Annotated in this window: 14 protein-coding genes; 9 read left to right on the top strand and 5 right to left on the bottom strand. The window is 74.1% G+C overall.

Translation table 11 applies throughout. The annotated features are described in order from the left end of the window. Positions 1–112 precede the first annotated feature (112 nt). Entirely contained in the window at positions 113–1,192 is a 1,080-nt protein-coding gene (locus A6P39_RS23490) for a hypothetical protein (RefSeq protein ID WP_067053552.1), read from the bottom strand. A gap of 127 nt (positions 1,193–1,319) precedes the next feature. On the opposite strand from A6P39_RS23490, the gene A6P39_RS23485 reads away from it, so the two are divergent. Both A6P39_RS23485 and A6P39_RS23480 read left to right on the top strand, forming a co-directional pair. Further along, positions 1,320–3,869: a helicase-associated domain-containing protein gene (locus A6P39_RS23485; protein ID WP_067053554.1), complete on the top strand. Its 2,550-nt coding sequence runs from the start codon at positions 1,320–1,322 to the stop codon at positions 3,867–3,869. 63 nt (positions 3,870–3,932) lie between these two features. Next, entirely contained in the window at positions 3,933–5,576 is a 1,644-nt protein-coding gene (locus tag A6P39_RS23480) for a DNA repair helicase XPB (protein WP_067053663.1), read from the top strand. Between the two features lie 13 nt (positions 5,577–5,589). Here A6P39_RS23480 and A6P39_RS23475 read toward each other — a convergent pair whose 3' ends face one another. Beyond that, positions 5,590–5,772, bottom strand: a complete 183-nt coding sequence (locus tag A6P39_RS23475) for a hypothetical protein (protein WP_067053556.1) — start codon at positions 5,770–5,772, stop codon at positions 5,590–5,592. A 415-nt stretch (positions 5,773–6,187) separates the two neighbouring features. Here A6P39_RS23475 and A6P39_RS23470 point away from each other — a divergent pair, with 415 nt between their 5' ends. Both A6P39_RS23470 and A6P39_RS23465 read left to right on the top strand, forming a co-directional pair. Then, a complete protein-coding gene (locus A6P39_RS23470; RefSeq protein ID WP_234379175.1) occupies positions 6,188–8,167 on the top strand; it encodes a HelD family protein in 1,980 nt (659 codons plus the stop codon). A 42-nt stretch (positions 8,168–8,209) separates the two neighbouring features. Next, positions 8,210–8,866, top strand: a complete 657-nt coding sequence (locus tag A6P39_RS23465) for a hypothetical protein (RefSeq protein WP_067053558.1) — start codon at positions 8,210–8,212, stop codon at positions 8,864–8,866. A gap of 20 nt (positions 8,867–8,886) precedes the next feature. Here the strand turns inward: A6P39_RS23465 and A6P39_RS23460 are convergent, their stop codons facing one another. Next, the gene (locus A6P39_RS23460) at positions 8,887–9,588 is read right to left on the bottom strand and encodes a copper homeostasis protein CutC (RefSeq protein ID WP_067053561.1); all 702 of its coding nucleotides are present in this window, start codon (positions 9,586–9,588) and stop codon (positions 8,887–8,889) included. A 140-nt stretch (positions 9,589–9,728) separates the two neighbouring features. On the opposite strand from A6P39_RS23460, the gene A6P39_RS23455 reads away from it, so the two are divergent. Together A6P39_RS23455 and A6P39_RS23450 are read left to right on the top strand one after the other, a co-directional pair. Next, on the top strand, positions 9,729–10,373 hold the full coding sequence (locus A6P39_RS23455) for an HD domain-containing protein (RefSeq protein WP_067053563.1): 645 nt from the start codon (positions 9,729–9,731) through the stop codon (positions 10,371–10,373). A 27-nt stretch (positions 10,374–10,400) separates the two neighbouring features. Then, positions 10,401–11,507: a GNAT family N-acetyltransferase gene (locus A6P39_RS23450; RefSeq protein WP_067053565.1), complete on the top strand. Its 1,107-nt coding sequence runs from the start codon at positions 10,401–10,403 to the stop codon at positions 11,505–11,507. Here the strand turns inward: A6P39_RS23450 and A6P39_RS23445 are convergent. Together A6P39_RS23445 and A6P39_RS23440 are read right to left on the bottom strand one after the other, a co-directional pair. Next, positions 11,489–11,770 (bottom strand): DUF4031 domain-containing protein, encoded by a 282-nt coding sequence (locus A6P39_RS23445; RefSeq protein ID WP_067053567.1) that lies wholly within the window; start codon positions 11,768–11,770, stop codon positions 11,489–11,491. The two genes, A6P39_RS23450 and A6P39_RS23445, sit on opposite strands and share 19 nt — an antisense overlap. Further along, entirely contained in the window at positions 11,767–12,150 is a 384-nt protein-coding gene (locus tag A6P39_RS23440) for a hypothetical protein (RefSeq protein WP_067053667.1), read from the bottom strand. Before A6P39_RS23440 ends, A6P39_RS23445 begins: the two co-directional genes overlap by 4 nt. A gap of 56 nt (positions 12,151–12,206) precedes the next feature. On the opposite strand from A6P39_RS23440, the gene A6P39_RS23435 reads away from it, so the two are divergent. The 3 genes from A6P39_RS23435 to A6P39_RS23425 are packed head-to-tail and all read left to right on the top strand — an operon-like array spanning position 12,207 to position 15,444. Then, entirely contained in the window at positions 12,207–13,112 is a 906-nt protein-coding gene (locus A6P39_RS23435) for a MurR/RpiR family transcriptional regulator (RefSeq protein WP_067053569.1), read from the top strand. A gap of 39 nt (positions 13,113–13,151) precedes the next feature. Next, complete coding sequence (murQ, locus tag A6P39_RS23430; protein ID WP_067053571.1) at positions 13,152–14,075, top strand: N-acetylmuramic acid 6-phosphate etherase; 924 nt, start codon at positions 13,152–13,154, stop codon at positions 14,073–14,075. 16 nt (positions 14,076–14,091) lie between these two features. Then, the gene (locus A6P39_RS23425) at positions 14,092–15,444 is read left to right on the top strand and encodes a PTS transporter subunit EIIC (RefSeq protein ID WP_067053669.1); all 1,353 of its coding nucleotides are present in this window, start codon (positions 14,092–14,094) and stop codon (positions 15,442–15,444) included. The last annotated feature ends 13 nt before the right edge of the window (positions 15,445–15,457 follow it).

The raw sequence follows: 15,457 nt of genomic DNA, 5'->3' as shown, positions 1-15,457 counted from the left end.
GCCTCCCGGCGGTCCGGCCGGGCGGACCGGCGCCGAAGGACTTCCGGCCGGTTGCCGGGTGCGCGTCCGCGGGTGGCCGGTCGCGCGGTTCCCCGCCGCCCCGCGGGGCGCTCTACCTCCGTCTCTGGGATCGCCACACCAGGTACAACGCCGACGCCACCGCCGCGCCCCTGACCACCCACGGCCACGTCCCCGCCACCGCGTCCGCCATGTGTCCCTGCGCGATCGGCCGGCCCCACCGCCCGTTGTCCCGCCCCCACAGCCACACCAGCCCCGCCGCCACCGCCGTACCGGGCAGGATCATCACGGCCGTCTTGGTCTCCGCGGCGGTGAGCCTCCGCGAGCCGTACGCGATCACCCAGCCGAGCAGGAGCGCGAACCAGTTGCCGAGCACCGCGCCCGCGACCAGCGCGGCGGCGGCCAGCAGCAGGAGGGGGTTGGTCCAGCCGGCGGCGGGGCGTGGCAGGAGCCGGCGGCGCCGGCCGGGCGCTGCCTCGGTGGCGTCCGCCTCCGGCTCGGCCGCGGCGGCCTCCGGGGCCGCCTCCTTCGCCTCCCTCGCCTCCTTCGCCGCCCTCGTCTCTCTCGACTCTCCCGTCTCCTGCGTCTCCTTCGGCGGGCGCCTGAGCAGTTCCGGGATCTCCACGCCGCCGACGAACCCCGGCACCGAGTCCGTCTCGGCGCCGCCGCCGAAGGGGCTGCCGCCGACCCGCCACCAGTCGGGCTGGGTCACGCTGTCGCCGAGTTCGTGCGCGGATGCGAGATGCGGCGGGGACGGTGCGTCGCGCGGGGTGGCCGGGCCGGGCCCGGGATCGGCGGGGCGCGGGCGGGGCACGACCCGGCGCAGGCCCTTCCTCGGCCGGTCGCCGCTGTCCGCGGGCTCCGGCTCGCGCTCGCGCGGCGCGGGCTGCCCCGGCTGTTCGGGCACGGCGGCGGACGGCCGCGGGAACCGGCCGGTGGTGCCGGAGGCGCCGCCCGCCGCCTCGACGACCTCGTCCGGGGTGCCGAGCCGGTCCAGGATGCGGCGGACGGCGGCGGGCGAGTCCACCGTCACCTTGGCCCGGTGCCGGTCGATCTCGTTGCGCAGCTCCGACACGAGCCGCATCCGTGTGGCCGACGGCAGCTGCCGCTGCTGAGCGATGTCCCCGACACGGCTCAGGTACTCGTAGACGACCTGGTCGCTCTCGATCCCCAACGGAAACCCCTCCGGGGCGACGGCGGTGAAACCCCGTGAGGACGGTAGCGCAGAGCGGTGTCGAGAAGCCCATGACCAAGGTGCGGGGGCAGGACCGGCGGGGGTGGCACCCGCTACCGTGGGTCAGATGAGCCAAGCGGCCCAACCAGCTCCCCGTTCCCTCGCGGAAGCGCTGCGCGCCAGGGACGACGTCTCGCTGTCCGCGCTCCTGCGCAGCCGGCCCGACCTCATCACGCCCGTCCCGACCGACCTCACCCAGCTGGCCACCCGCGCCGGCACCCGCGCCTCGGTGCTGCGCGCGCTGGAGCGGCTGGACCGGTTCGCGCTGCAGACGGCGGAGGCGCTGGCCGTGGCCCCGGACCCGGCGCCGTACGGCGCGCTGCTCGGGCTGATGGCCGGTGACGCGGGGGACGAGACGGTGGCCGCGGCCCTGCCGCGTGCCCTCGCCACGCTGCGCGAGCAGGCGCTGGTGTGGGGCGACGACGAGCGGCTGCGGCTCGTGCGCACCGCCCGTGAACTTCTCGCGCCCGCCCCGCAGCACCCCTCCCCGACCGGGCTCGGCCCGACCGTGCAGGAGGCGTCCTCGGGCATGTCGCCGGGCCGGATCCAGGAGATCGTGGCGGCGGCCGGGCTGCCGTCGACGCATGACGCGGTGTCCGCCGTGGCCGCGCTCACCGCCCTGTTCGGCGATCGCGCGAAGATGGCCGAGCTGCTCGCCGGGGCCCCGGAGGGCGCCCGCGAGGTGCTGAACCGGCTGGTGTGGGGGCCGCCGTACGGGCAGGTCACCGCGGATCCGGCCGCGCATCTGCGCTGGCTGCTCGACCGGGGCCTGCTGCTGCCGACCGCGCCCGGCACGGTGGTCCTGCCCCGCGAGGTGGCCCTGCACCTGCGCGAGGGCCGCGCGCACCGCATGCCCGAACCGCAGCCGCCGGCCGTGGAGCCTGCCGCGGCCCACAGTCCGCAGGTGGTGGACGCGACGGCGGCCGGGCAGGCGTACACCGCGCTCGCGACCGTCGAGGAGCTGCTGAAGGACTGGGACGAGGGCGGCCCGGCGGTGCTGCGGGCCGGCGGGCTGAGCGTGCGCGACCTGAAGCGGACCGCCGTCGCCCTCGGCGTGGCCGAGCCGGTCGCCGCCTTCTGGGTCGAGCTGGCGTACGCGGCGGGCCTGATCGCCTCCGACGGCGAGGCCGACGAGCGGTACGCGGCCACGCCCGCCTACGACGAGTGGCTGGAGCGGTTCGCCGCCGAGCGCTGGGCCCGGCTCGCCGAGGCCTGGCTGGCGGCGACCCGCACGCCGGGGCTGGTCGGCGGGCGGGACGCGAAGGACCGGACGCTCTCCGCGCTCGGCCCGGGCCTGGACCGCTCGGCCGCCGCCGAGGTACGGCACCGGGTGCTGACCCTGCTGGCCGGGCTCGCGACCGGTACCGCACCGGACACCGAGTCGGTCCTGGCCCGGCTGCGCTGGGAACGGCCGCTGCGCGGGCCCCAGCGGGGCGGCGAGGAGGACCTGCGCTCCCGGCTGGCCCGCTGGTCCCTGTCGGAGGCGGAGCTACTGGGGATCACCGGCCGGGGCGCGCTGTCGGCGCACGGCCGCGCGCTGCTCGGCGCCTCGACGGCGGCCGCCGCCACCGCACCCACGGCCGAGGAGGCGGGTCCGGGAGCCAAGCTTCCGGTCCACCACCACCGCGCGCCCGTCCCCGCCCCGCTCTCCGCCCCGGAGCAGGCGGTGGCGACGGCGGCCGCCGCACGCGTCCTCGCCCCGCTCCTGCCCGAACCGCTGGACCACGTCCTCCTCCAGGCCGACCTGACGGCGGTGGCGCCGGGACCGCTGCAGCGTCCGCTCGCCGACACCCTCGGCGTGCTCGCGGACGTCGAGTCGAAGGGCGGGGCGACGGTCTACCGCTTCACGCCCGCCTCGGTCCGCCGCGCCCTGGACGCCGGCCGCACCGCCGCCGACCTGCACGCCTTCCTCGCCGGGCACTCCCGTACGCCGGTCCCGCAGCCGCTCGCGTATCTGATCGACGACGTGGCCCGCAAGCACGGTCATCTGCGGGTGGGCGCGGCCTCGGCGTACGTGCGCTGCGACGACGACGCCGTGCTGAACGAGATCCTGGCCGACAAGCGCTCCGCCGCCCTGCGCCTGCGCCGGCTCGCGCCGACCGTGCTGGCCGCCCAGTGCGACCCCGCGGCGCTGCTGGAGGGCCTGCGCGCGCTGGGCTACGCGCCGGCCGCCGAGTCCGCCGAGGGTGACGTCCTGATCGCCCGCGCGCACGCCCACCGCACCCCGCCGCGCACCGCCCCCGAGCCGGTCCCGGAGGGTCCGCCGCCGCCCGACGCCATGCTCCTCGCGGCGGCGATCCGCGCGATCCGGGCGGGCGACCTCGCCGCGACCGCTCCGCGCAAACCCGCCGCGGCCGGCGCCGGCGCCCCGGCGGCGGGCGGCGAGCTGCCCCGCACGTCCTCCGCCGAGACCCTGGCCACCATGCAGGCCGCCGTCCTGACCGGCGGCTCCCTCTGGATCGGCTACGTCAACGCCGAGGGCTCCGCCACTCAGCGCGTCATCGCCCCGGTCCGCGTCGAGGGCGGCTTCGTCACGGCGTACGACCACACGGCGGACGAGGTCCGCACCTATCCGCTGCACCGGATCACGGGAGTGGCGGAGCTGGCGGAGGACTGACCCCGTTCGGCGGCCGATGCGGCACACTGGACGTTTGGCTGCAATGGAAAGGGTGTGCCGCGCGTGAACGGTCCTCTCATCGTCCAGTCCGACAAGACCCTGCTCCTGGAAGTCGACCACGAGCGGGCCGACGACTGCCGTCGGGCCATCGCGCCGTTCGCCGAGCTGGAGCGGGCGCCGGAGCACATCCACACCTACCGGGTCACACCGCTCGGGCTGTGGAACGCGCGGGCGGCCGGGCACGACGCCGAGCAGGTCGTGGACGCGCTGGTGCAGTACAGCCGGTATCCGGTGCCGCACGCGCTGCTGGTCGACATCGCCGAGACCATGGACCGCTACGGCCGCCTGACCCTGTCCAAGCACCCGGCGCACGGACTGGTCCTCACCACCACCGACCGGCCGGTGCTGGAGGAGGTGCTGAAGTCCAAGCGGATCGCGCCGCTGGTCGGGGCACGGATCGATCCGGACTCGGTCGTGGTGCACCCCTCCGAGCGCGGGCAGATCAAGCAGGTGCTGCTGAAGCTGGGCTGGCCGGCCGAGGACCTCGCCGGGTACGTCGACGGCGAGGCGCACCCGATCGAGCTGCTGGAGGACGGCTGGGCGCTTCGGCCTTACCAGAAGCAGGCCGTGGAGAACTTCTGGCACGGCGGCAGCGGGGTCGTCGTCCTCCCCTGTGGCGCCGGGAAGACGCTGGTCGGTGCCGGGTCCATGGCGCAGGCCAAGTCGACCACCCTGATCCTCGTCACCAACACCGTCTCGGCCCGGCAGTGGAAGCACGAGCTGGTGAAGCGGACCTCGCTGACCGAGGACGAGATCGGCGAGTACAGCGGGACGCGCAAGGAGATCCGGCCGGTCACCATCGCCACGTACCAGGTGCTGACGACGAAGCGGAAGGGTGTCTACCCGCATCTGGAGCTGTTCGACTCCCGGGACTGGGGGCTGATCGTCTACGACGAGGTGCATCTGCTGCCGGCTCCCGTCTTCAAGTTCACCGCCGATCTGCAGGCGCGGCGTCGCCTCGGGCTGACGGCGACCCTGGTGCGCGAGGACGGCCGTGAGTCGGACGTCTTCTCCCTCATCGGGCCCAAGCGGTTCGACGCGCCCTGGAAGGAGATCGAGGCGCAGGGGTACATCGCGCCCGCCGACTGTGTCGAGGTCCGGGTGAACCTCACCGAGTCCGAGCGGCTGGCGTACGCCACCGCCGAGACGGAGGAGAAGTACCGCTTCTGTGCGACGACGGACACCAAGCGGAAGGTGACCGAGGCGATCGTGCGCCGCTTCGCCGGGCAGCAGATCCTCGTCATCGGGCAGTACATCGACCAACTCGACGAGCTGGGCGAGCACTTGAACGCCCCCGTCATCAAGGGCGAGACCTCCAACGCCCAGCGCGAGAAGCTCTTCGACGCCTTCCGTGAGGGCGAGATCAGCGTGCTGGTCGTCTCCAAGGTCGCGAACTTCTCCATCGACCTGCCCGAGGCGACGGTCGCGATCCAGGTGTCGGGCACCTTCGGCTCCCGGCAGGAGGAGGCACAGCGCCTCGGCCGGGTGCTCCGCCCGAAGGCCGACGGCCACCAGGCGCACTTCTACTCGGTCGTCGCCCGCGACACCATCGACCAGGACTTCGCCGCCCACCGCCAGCGGTTCCTGGCCGAACAGGGCTACGCCTACCGGATCATGGACGCCGACGAGATCCTGGCGGAGGGCTGAACCCCCGGGGCGGTCACCGGCGGCGTATGCCCGCTTCCTCGCCGTACTCGCCGAGGATCACGACGTTGAACGCCGCTTCCGCGAACACCTTGATCGCGCGCAGGGCGTTGCCGAGCGGGTGGTGATGGGGGCCGTCCGTCGCCGTGGCCCCGGACGGGGGCCTGGCGGGGGCCGGGGAGATGGTTGCTGCGCTCATGTCTCCATGGTGGCTCCGGGGACACCGCAATCGCATCGGTCTCCAGAGCCAATCCCAAACGCCTGGGGCTAGGCCTCGGGGTGGATCCCGGCCCCTACGCCGGGGACCATGTGTCCCCTAGGGGACAGGAAATTCAGGGACAGGAAATTCATTGGCCCGGTCCTCAGCCCCTCGCCTAGAATCTCCGCTCTTGCCCGCCTCCCCAGCGGAGTGCCGTCGCCCGGTCGGAAACCGTGCGGCAACGTCGTAGCCACCCAGCAGGTCTACCGGAGGCACCCCCTTGTCCACGCCCGCCCAAGAGCCGCTCGACGCCCCGTCCGCCGCCCCGCTCGACGACCCGCTCGACGACCTGCTCGACGACCCGCTCGGCCGGGAGCGTGCCCATCTGGCCTCCTCCCGTGCCGCACTGCGCGCCATGCGCGAGGACGTGGAGGCGCTGGACATCAAGGACGTCGCCGCGAACTGGGTGAACGCCCAGGTGCTGGCCCGCCAGATCGACGACCGGATCAAGGCGCTGGCCGACCTCAGCGACACCCCGCTGTTCTTCGGCAGGCTGGACTACCTGCACGCGCCGGGTGCGGACCGGGCCGAGGGCGCGGAGGGCGAGCAGTTCTACATCGGGCGCCGGCATGTGCACGACGCCGACGGCGACCCCATGGTCATCGACTGGCGCGCCCCGGTCTCGCAGCCGTTCTACCGGGCGTCCAAGAAGGACCCGATGGACGTCGGGCTGCGCCGCCGATTCGGCTACACCGGCGGCGACCTCACGGCGTACGAGGACGAGCACCTCTCCGACCCGCAGGAGACCACCAGGACCAGCAGGCTGCTCCAGCAGGAGATCGAGCGGCCGCGCGTCGGCCCCATGCGGGACATCGTCGCCACCATCCAGCCCGAGCAGGACGAGATCGTCCGCTCCGGGCTGGGCGGGACCGTCTGCGTCCAGGGCGGGCCGGGCACCGGGAAGACCGCCGTCGGCCTGCACCGGGTCGCCTACCTCCTCTACGCCCACCGGGAGCGGCTGGCCCGCACCGGCACCCTCGTCATCGGGCCGAACCGGTCCTTCCTGCACTACATCGAGCAGGTCCTCCCGGCGCTGGGCGAGTTGGCGGTGCAGCAGGCCACCGTGGACGACCTGGTGGCGCATGTGGAGGTACGCGGCACGGACGAGGCGGCCGCGGCCGTCGTCAAGGGCGACGCCCGGATGGCCGAGGTGCTGCGCCGGGCCCTGTACTCCCATGTGACCCTGCCGGGCGAGCCGGTCGTGGTCGTGCGCGGCTCGCGCCGCTGGCGGGTGCCGGTGTACGAACTCGAGGAGGTCGTACGGGAGCTGCTGCAGCGGGACATCCGCTACGGCGCCGCCCGGGAGGCGCTGCCGCAGCGGATCGCGCACGCGGTGCTGGTGCAGATGGAGCGGGCCGGGGAGGCGCCGGACGACCGGGTGCAGGACGCGGTGGCCCGCAACAGCGCGGTCAAGGCGGCCGTGAAGGCCCTTTGGCCGGCCGTCGACCCGGCGAAGCTGGTGCTGCGTCTGCTGACGGACGCGGACTTCCTCGCCGAGCACGCCGAGGGGATCCTCGACGAGGACGAGCAGAAGACGATCCTGTGGGTCAAGCCGGTGCGCAGCGTGAAGGCGGCCAGGTGGTCGCCGGCGGACGCGGTGCTGATCGACGAGGCGGCCGACCTGATCCAGCGCACCCACTCGCTCGGCCATGTCGTCCTGGACGAGGCGCAGGACCTGTCCCCCATGCAGTACCGCTCGGTCGGCCGCCGCTGCACCACCGGCAGCGCGACCGTGCTCGGCGACCTGGCCCAGGGCACGACCCCGTGGGCGACCCGGAGCTGGGACGAGGCCCTCGCCCACCTCGGCAAGCGCGAGGGCGTGATCGAGGAGCTGACGGCCGGTTTCCGCGTGCCGACGGACGTCATCACGTACGCCTCCCGGCTCCTGCCGCACATCGCGCCCGGTCTCACCCCGGTCGCCTCGGTCCGTGAGAACCCCGGTTTCTTCGAGGTCCGTGCGGTGACGGAGACCGCCGAAGTCGTCGCGGCCTGCGAGGAGTTGCTGCTGAGCGAGGGCTCGACCGGCCTGATCGCCGCCGACGCCCGCATCCCGGCCCTGGCCGAGGCCCTGACGGCGGCGGGCCTCACCCACCTCGCCCCCGGCGAGGAGACCACCCGCGAAACCCGCCTCACTCTGGTCCCGGCGTCCCTCGCCAAGGGCCTCGAGTACGACTACGTGGTCCTGGACGAGCCCCAGGCGGTGGTGGACGGCGAGCCGGACGAGCGGACGGGCCTGCGGCGCCTGTACGTGACGCTCACTCGAGCGGTCTCGGGTCTGATCGTGACCCACACCGCACCGGTGCCCGCGCAACTCGCGGAAAGGGACGGTGAGTAGGGTTCTGCTCCGTTCCGCCACGTCCCCATGGAAAGGCCTCCGTTGAGCACACCGCCGTCCCCGCATCCCGGTTACCCGCAGGCGCCGGGGCCGTACCAGCAGCAGCCGGGTGCGTACCCGCAGCAGCCGGGTCCCTACCAGCAGGCCCCCGGGCCGTACGCGCAGGCGCCCGGCGCGTACCAGCAGCCGGCCCCCGCGCCGTACCAGCCCCAGCAGGCGCCCGGCGCCTACGGCCAGCCGCAGGCGCCGTACCAGCAGGGACCTTTCGACCACAGCCAGCAGGCTCCCTACCAGCAGGCGCCCGCCGGGCCCGGCTGCGACGTGTGCGGGGCCGGGCCGGCCACGCGGGTGACGATCCGTGGCCACCAGGGCTTCCTGATCGTGATGCGGAACCTGTGGCGGAAGGGCACCTTCTGCCAGACCTGCGCGCTCGCCGTGTTCCGCAAGATGCAGTCGGACACGATGGTGCAGGGCTGGTGGGGCCCGATGTCGATGTTCATCACGCCCATCACGCTGCTGATCAACCTCTTCACCCTGTCCAAGATCCGCAAGCTGCCCCCGCCGATGGCCGCCATGGGCCCCGGCCTGGACCCGGGCAAGCCGGTCCTGCGCCGCCCGGCGGGCATGTTCGGGCTGTTCCCGCTGAGCACGTTCGTGCTCTTGGTCCTGTTCGTCCTGGTCGCGATCGCGGCAGGGTGACGTGGTGGGCGGGGCCGGTCCTACTCCCCGTCCACCACCCTCCGCCACTCCCGCACAGCCTCCTCGGAAACGGGCCCGGCCCAGCCCGCGGAGCGAGCCGCGCCGCCGATGTGGAACGCGTCGATCCCCGCGTTCCGCAGCGGGCGGACATGCTCCAGGCGCAGCCCGCCGCCGACCAGGAGCGTCTGGTCGTACCCGGGCTCGCCACGGCGGCCCGCCTCCGCGACCAGCGTGGGCAGTCCCTCGTCCACGCCGGCGGCGGCGCCCGCCGTGAGGTAGGCGTCCAGGCCGGGCAGGTCGGCGAGCTGTTTGCGCAGGGCGTCGCGGTCGGCGGCGTGGTCGATCGCCCGGTGGAAGGTCCAGGCGCAGCCGTCCAGCGCGGCGACCACCCGCTCCACCGCCGCCAGGTCCACCGCGCCGGTCGCGTCGAGGAAGCCGAGCACGAACTGGTCGGCCCCCGCCTCCCGCATCTCGCCCGCCGCCCGGACCAGAGCGGCGACGTCCTCGGCGGCGCCCGCCGCGAACCCGTCCGACAGCCGCAGCATCACGCGCAGGTCGATGTCGACGGCGGCCCGGATCCCGGCGACGGTGGCGGTCGCGGGGGTGAGCCCGTCGGCCGCCATCTCGGTCACCAGCTCCAGGCGATCCGCGCCTCCGGCCTGGGCGGCGACCGCGTCCGCCACGTCGAGCGCGATCACCTCCAGGACTGCACGCTTGCTCATGGCACCCCATTCATCGCGGCTACAGATCCAGGTTTCCAAGTACGGCTCTAGAGGTCTAGTCCAATCGAAAGGGTACGCCCTGCCCCGCCCCGCGGCCGACCGCACGCGGCAATGAGCCACCCGCACGCCACAATGGGCCCATGGCCGACCTCGACGCCCTGCGCCTCCGCTTCGCCCGCGCCCTGGAAGCCGCCCGCGCCCCCGGCGGCGGCCCCGACCCGGCGCCGTACGCCGACAACCTGCTCGCCCGCTGGCAGGAGCCGCAGCGCCGGTACCACACGGTGGCCCACCTGGCGGCGGTGCTCGAGCACATCGACGTGCTCCAGGGGCATGCCGCGGACGCGGACGCCGTACGTCTGGCCGCCTGGTTCCACGACGCCGTCTATCTGCCGGAGCGGTCCGAGAACGAGGAGCGCTCGGCGCGGCTCGCCGAGCGCGCGCTGCCGGAGGCGGGCGTGCCGGAGGCGAAGACGGCCGAGGTGGCCCGGCTGGTCCGGCTCACCGTCACACACGACCCGGCCGCGGGCGACCGCGACGGCCAGGTGCTGTGCGACGCGGACCTCGCGATCCTGGCCGCACCCCCGTCGGCGTACGCCACCTACACCGCCGAGGTCCGCGAGGAGTACCACTTCGTGCCGAACGACGCCTTCCGCGAGGGCCGTTCGGCGGTTCTTCGCCAACTCCTCGGTCTGCCGAGCCTGTTCCACACCCCGTACGGCCGGGAGCACTGGGAGGCCACCGCCCGCTACAACCTCGCATCCGAGCTGGAATTGCTGTCGACCTGAGACCGCCGCTTCCCTAGAGTGCGCCTCATGCGAACGATCAGCGGGGACGATGTGAACAAGGCCGTCGCGGGCTGCACGGCGGCGCTTCGGCCCGCGGTGGACCGGGACTGGACGGCTGTGGGCGCCGGGCGGCTGGAGTGGAGCTGCCACGCCACGGCGTTCCACATGGCCGAGGACTGCGTGGCCTACGCGGCCAACCTCGCGGGGCGGGCCGAGGACGCGTACGTCCCCTTCGCCATCACCCTCGACGAGGGCACCGGCAACGCCGGTCTCCTGCACGTGATCGAGACGGCCGGCGCGCTGCTCGCCGCCGCCGTCGGCACCGCCCCACCCGGCGTGCGCGCCTTCCACCCCTACCCGTTCCGCAGCGCCGACCGCGAGGGCTTCGCGGCGATGGGCATCGCCGAGGTGCTGCTGCACACGCATGACATCGCCGAGGGCCTCGGTCTCGCCTACACACCGGACGAGGAGCTGGCCGAGTCCGTCCTGACCTGGCTCTTCCCGCAGGTCCAGCCCGGCCCCGCGGCCTGGCCGACCCTGCTGTGGGCCACCGGCCGCGGCGAGCTGCCCGGCCGCGCCCCGGTCACCGACTGGCGCTGGCACAACAACCTCGTCCTGCCCGCCGACCGCGTCACGCTCACCGGCCTACGCCCGGCCGTCGCCCGCGACCTGCGCCTCGGCGGCGACGGCGGCCTGGACTGGGCCGAGGGCGGCCCCTACCAGGGCACCCGGGACGCCTGCGGCTCCCTGGTCAAGGCGTACGAAGCGGGGGTGCACCGGCCGGAGTTCGGCGTCTTCGCGCTCGTACGGCACGAGGACGGCCGCGCGATCGGCGGCATGGGCTTCCACGGCGCCCCGAACGAGCACGGCTGGGTGGAGATCGGCTACGACCTCGTCGAGGAAGCCCGGGGCCAGGGCTACGCCACCGAGGCGCTGCGCACGCTGACCAACTGGGCGCTGGCCCGCGACGACGTCCAGATGGTGTTCGCGACCATCGAGCCCGCCAACCTCCCCTCCCAGCGCGTGGTCTCCCGGGCCGGGTTCACCCGGGCGACCGTGGAGGAGGGGGAGCGCATCGCCCACGCCGAACAGGGCCTGGAGGACGGGCTCCAGCTCTACGTCCGCCGGGCCTGAGCCCCCCTGCGCTTGCGCCGGCGCAGGCCGGAGGCATGCAGCAGCCGCACCACCTCGCGGCTGCCGACCTCGACCGCCCCGGCCCCCACCGCGTCCGCGTACCGGTGCGCCGGGAGGTCGTAGTGGTCGCGGTCGAAGGCGCGCCTGGGCACGTCCAGCTTCTGGGCGAACGCGTGCAGTTCGTCGTAGGACACGTCGCTGACCAGGTGCGACCACATGCGTCCGTGTCCCGGCCAGGTGGGCGGGTCGATGTACAGGGTCACGACGAGGCCGTTCCTCCGGTGGCCGAGCCCAGTGAGCCCACCGCCGCGACCTTCACGCCCGCCTTGTGGCAGACCCAGTGCGGATCGGGACCCAGCTCCGGCTCCACGTCGAGCGCGTGCGGGTCGCCCGAGCGGCACACCGGGCACAGCGGCCAGCGGCCGTACCGCTCCAGCAGCGCGTCCTGCACGTCCTGGGCGACCAGTCCGGCGACGTAGGCCACGCCGTCCGGCCACTGCTCGACCCACCAGCGCCGCTCCGTGACCGAGTCCTCGACCAGCGAGACCACGTCCGCCTGGGCGACCTCGCCCGCGACCAGATCGGCGAGCACGAGGGCGCGCGCGGCATGCAGGGCCTGCTCAAGGGGACTGATGGGCTCCATGGAACCCATTGTGCGCACTCTTGACCGCCACACCGAACCGAAAATATCTTTCACATGTGACCCAGGACGTGAAGGAAATTTTCGGCAGTCCGGGCGGCTCCCTCGCCGCGAAGGTGCGCACCCTGGCTCCTTCCATGACCCGGTCCATGCAGCGCGTCGCCGAGGCCGTCGCGAACGACCCGGCCGGCTGCGCCGCCCTCACGGTCACCGGCCTCGCCGAACTGACCGGCACCAGCGAGGCCACGGTCGTGCGCACCGCCCGCCTGCTCGGCTACCCGGGCTATCGGGACCTGCGCCTCGCCCTCGCCGGGCTGGCCGCGCAGCAGCAGTCGGGCCGGGCACCGGCCATCACGACCGACATCGCGGTGGACGACTCCATCGCCGACGTCGTCACCAAGCTGGCCTACGAGGAGCAGCAGACCCTCGCCGACACCGCCGCCGGACTCGACACGGTCCAGCTGGGCGCCGCCGTCACCGCACTGGCCGGCGCCCGCCGCACCGATGTCTACGGCATCGGCGCCTCCGGCCTCGTCGCCCAGGACCTCACCCAGAAGCTCCTGCGCATAGGCCTCATAGCCCACGCCCACAGCGACCCGCACCTCGCGGTGACCAACGCGGTGCAGCTCCGCTCGGGCGACGTGGCGATCGCGATCACCCACTCCGGCACGACGGGGGACGTCATCGAGCCGTTGCGGGTCGCGTTCGAGCACGGGGCCACGACCGTGGCCATCACCGGCCGGCCGAACGCGCCGGTCACCCAGTACGCCGACCACGTACTGCCCACGTCCACCTCACGGGAGAGCGAGCTGCGACCGGCCGCGATGTCCTCGCGGACCAGTCAACTGCTCGTGGTGGACTGCCTGTTCGTGGGAGTGGCCCAGCGGACGTACGAGACGGCGGCGCCCGCGCTGGCCGCGTCGTACGAGGCCCTGGCTCACCGGCATCGCACCAGTCCCAGGTGAGTACAGCACGCGAACCCGAACCTGAGAGAGCCGTCCCCCATGACCTCCCATGACCTGCGCAGCCAGCTGGCCTCGCTGACCACCGAGGCCTTCCGTCCCGAACTCGCCGAGATCGACCGCCTCCCCACCCTCGACATCGCCCGCCTGATGAACGGCGAGGACGCCGCCGTGCCGACCGCGGTCGCCCGGCGCCTTCCCCAGATCTCCGCCGCCATCGACGCCATGGCCGAGCGGATGGCCCGCGGCGGCCGGCTGGTCTACGCCGGTGCCGGTACCGCCGGACGGCTCGGCGTCCTGGACGCCTCCGAGTGCCCGCCCACCTTCAACACCGACCCCGCCCAGGTCGTCGGCCTGATCGCGGGCGGTCCGACCGCCATGGTCACCTCGGTGGAGGGCGCCGAGGACTCCAAGGAGCTGGCCCGCCAGGACCTGGACGCGCTGAAGCTCACGGCCCACGACACCGTCGTCGGCATCTCCGCCTCCGGCCGCACCCCCTACGCCATCGGCGCCGTCGAGCACGCCCGGACGGTGGGCGCGCTGACGATCGGCCTGGCCTGCAACGAGCACAGCGCGCTCGCGGCGGCGGCCGAGCACGGCATCGAGGTGGTCGTGGGCCCCGAGCTGATCACCGGCTCGACGCGCCTGAAGGCCGGCACGGCGCAGAAGCTGGTCCTGAACATGCTCTCGACGATCACGATGATCCGCCTCGGCAAGACCTACGGAAACCTGATGGTCGACGTCCGCGCCTCGAACGACAAGCTCCGCGCCCGCTCCCGCCGGATCGTCTCCCTCGCCACGGGCGCGGGCGACGACGAGATCGAGCGGGCCCTCGCCGAGTCCGGCGGCGAGGTGAAGAACGCGATCCTCTCCCTCCTCGCCGGCGTCGACGGCCCGACGGCCACCCGCCTTCTGGAGGAGTCCGGCGGCCATCTGCGTGCCGCGCTGGCGCACGCGCCGCGCTGACCCGCACGCTCGGGGCGTGCGCATCGACCCCGCCTCCACCGCGACCGCCGTCCTCGCCCGGGTCGGCGGCCCGGCCAACGTCACCTCCGTGACCCACTGCATGACCCGCCTGCGGCTGACCCTCGCCGACCCGGCGGCGGCCGACGAGCAGGACCTGCGGGCGCTGCCCGGCGTGCTGGGCCTGGTCTCCGCCGGACAGAGCTGGCAGATCGTGCTCGGCCCCGGGGTGGTCGAGGAGGTCACGGAGGAGGTGGCCCGGCGGGTCACCGCCCGCCCGCCTGAGGAGCCCTCGGAGGGCAGGCCCCTCAAGGCCGCCCTGCGCCGGGTGGCGAACGTCTTCGTCCCGCTCATCCCCGCCCTGATCGGCTGCGGCATCCTCTCCGGCCTCGGCGGCCTGCTGCTGAACGCCGGCTGGCTGCCCGGCCTGGCCCCCGCCCTGTCCGCCGTCGCCTCCGCCTTCCTCGCCCTGATCGCGGTGTTCGTCGGCATCAACACGGCACGCGAGTTCGGCGGCACCCCCGTGCTCGGCGGGGCGGTCGCGGCCGTGGTGGTGTACCCGGGCGTGGCGAAGGTGACGGCGTTCGGGGCGCACCTGGCACCGGGGCAGGGCGGAGTGCTCGGCGCGCTGGCGGCAGCGCTGCTGGCGACCCGCGTGGAGAAGTGGGTACGGGGCCGGGTCCCCGGTCCGCTGGACGTCCTGCTCACCCCCACGCTCACGGTCCTCGTCCCCGGCCTGGTGACGCTGTACGGCCTGATGTACGCGGCCGGCGCGGTGGCGACGGCGATCGGCGCGGCGGCGAACTGGCTCCTGAGCACGGCCGGGGCGGGTGCCGGCCTCCTCCTGGGCGGACTCTTCCTCCCCCTGGTCATGCTGGGCCTGCACCAGGCCCTCATCCCCATCCACACCACCCTGATCGAGCAGCAGGGCTACACGGTCCTGCTCCCGCTGCTGGCGATGGCGGGCGCGGGCCAGGTGGGCGCGGCGCTCGCGCTCTACGTCCGCCTGCGCCACGACACGTCCCTGCGTACGACGATCAAGTCGGCCCTCCCGGCAGGCCTGCTGGGCGTGGGCGAACCCCTGATCTACGGCGTCTGCCTGCCGCTCGGCCGCCCCTTCCTGACGGCCTGCGCGGGCGGGGCGGCGGGCGGGGCGTTCGTCGGCTTCTTCGCGATGCTCGGCACCAAGGTGGGCGCGACGGCGATCGGCCCCTCGGGCTGGGCCCTGTTCCCGCTGCTGACGGGCAACAGGGGCCCGGGAGCGGCGACGGCGATCTACGCCGGCGGCCTGCTCACCGGTTACGCGGTGGGCTTCGCGGCGACGTACCTCTTCGGCCTGCCGCGCCGCAACCCACCGGCCGCCGCCGCGTGACGCACGGCCGTGG

This window comes from Streptomyces sp. FXJ1.172 (assembly GCF_001636945.3).
In the GTDB taxonomy this organism is placed as follows: Bacteria; Actinomycetota; Actinomycetes; order Streptomycetales; family Streptomycetaceae; genus Streptomyces.
The sequence above is the reverse complement of the archived record's forward strand: the minus strand, read 5'-3'. Positions and strand labels throughout refer to the sequence as shown.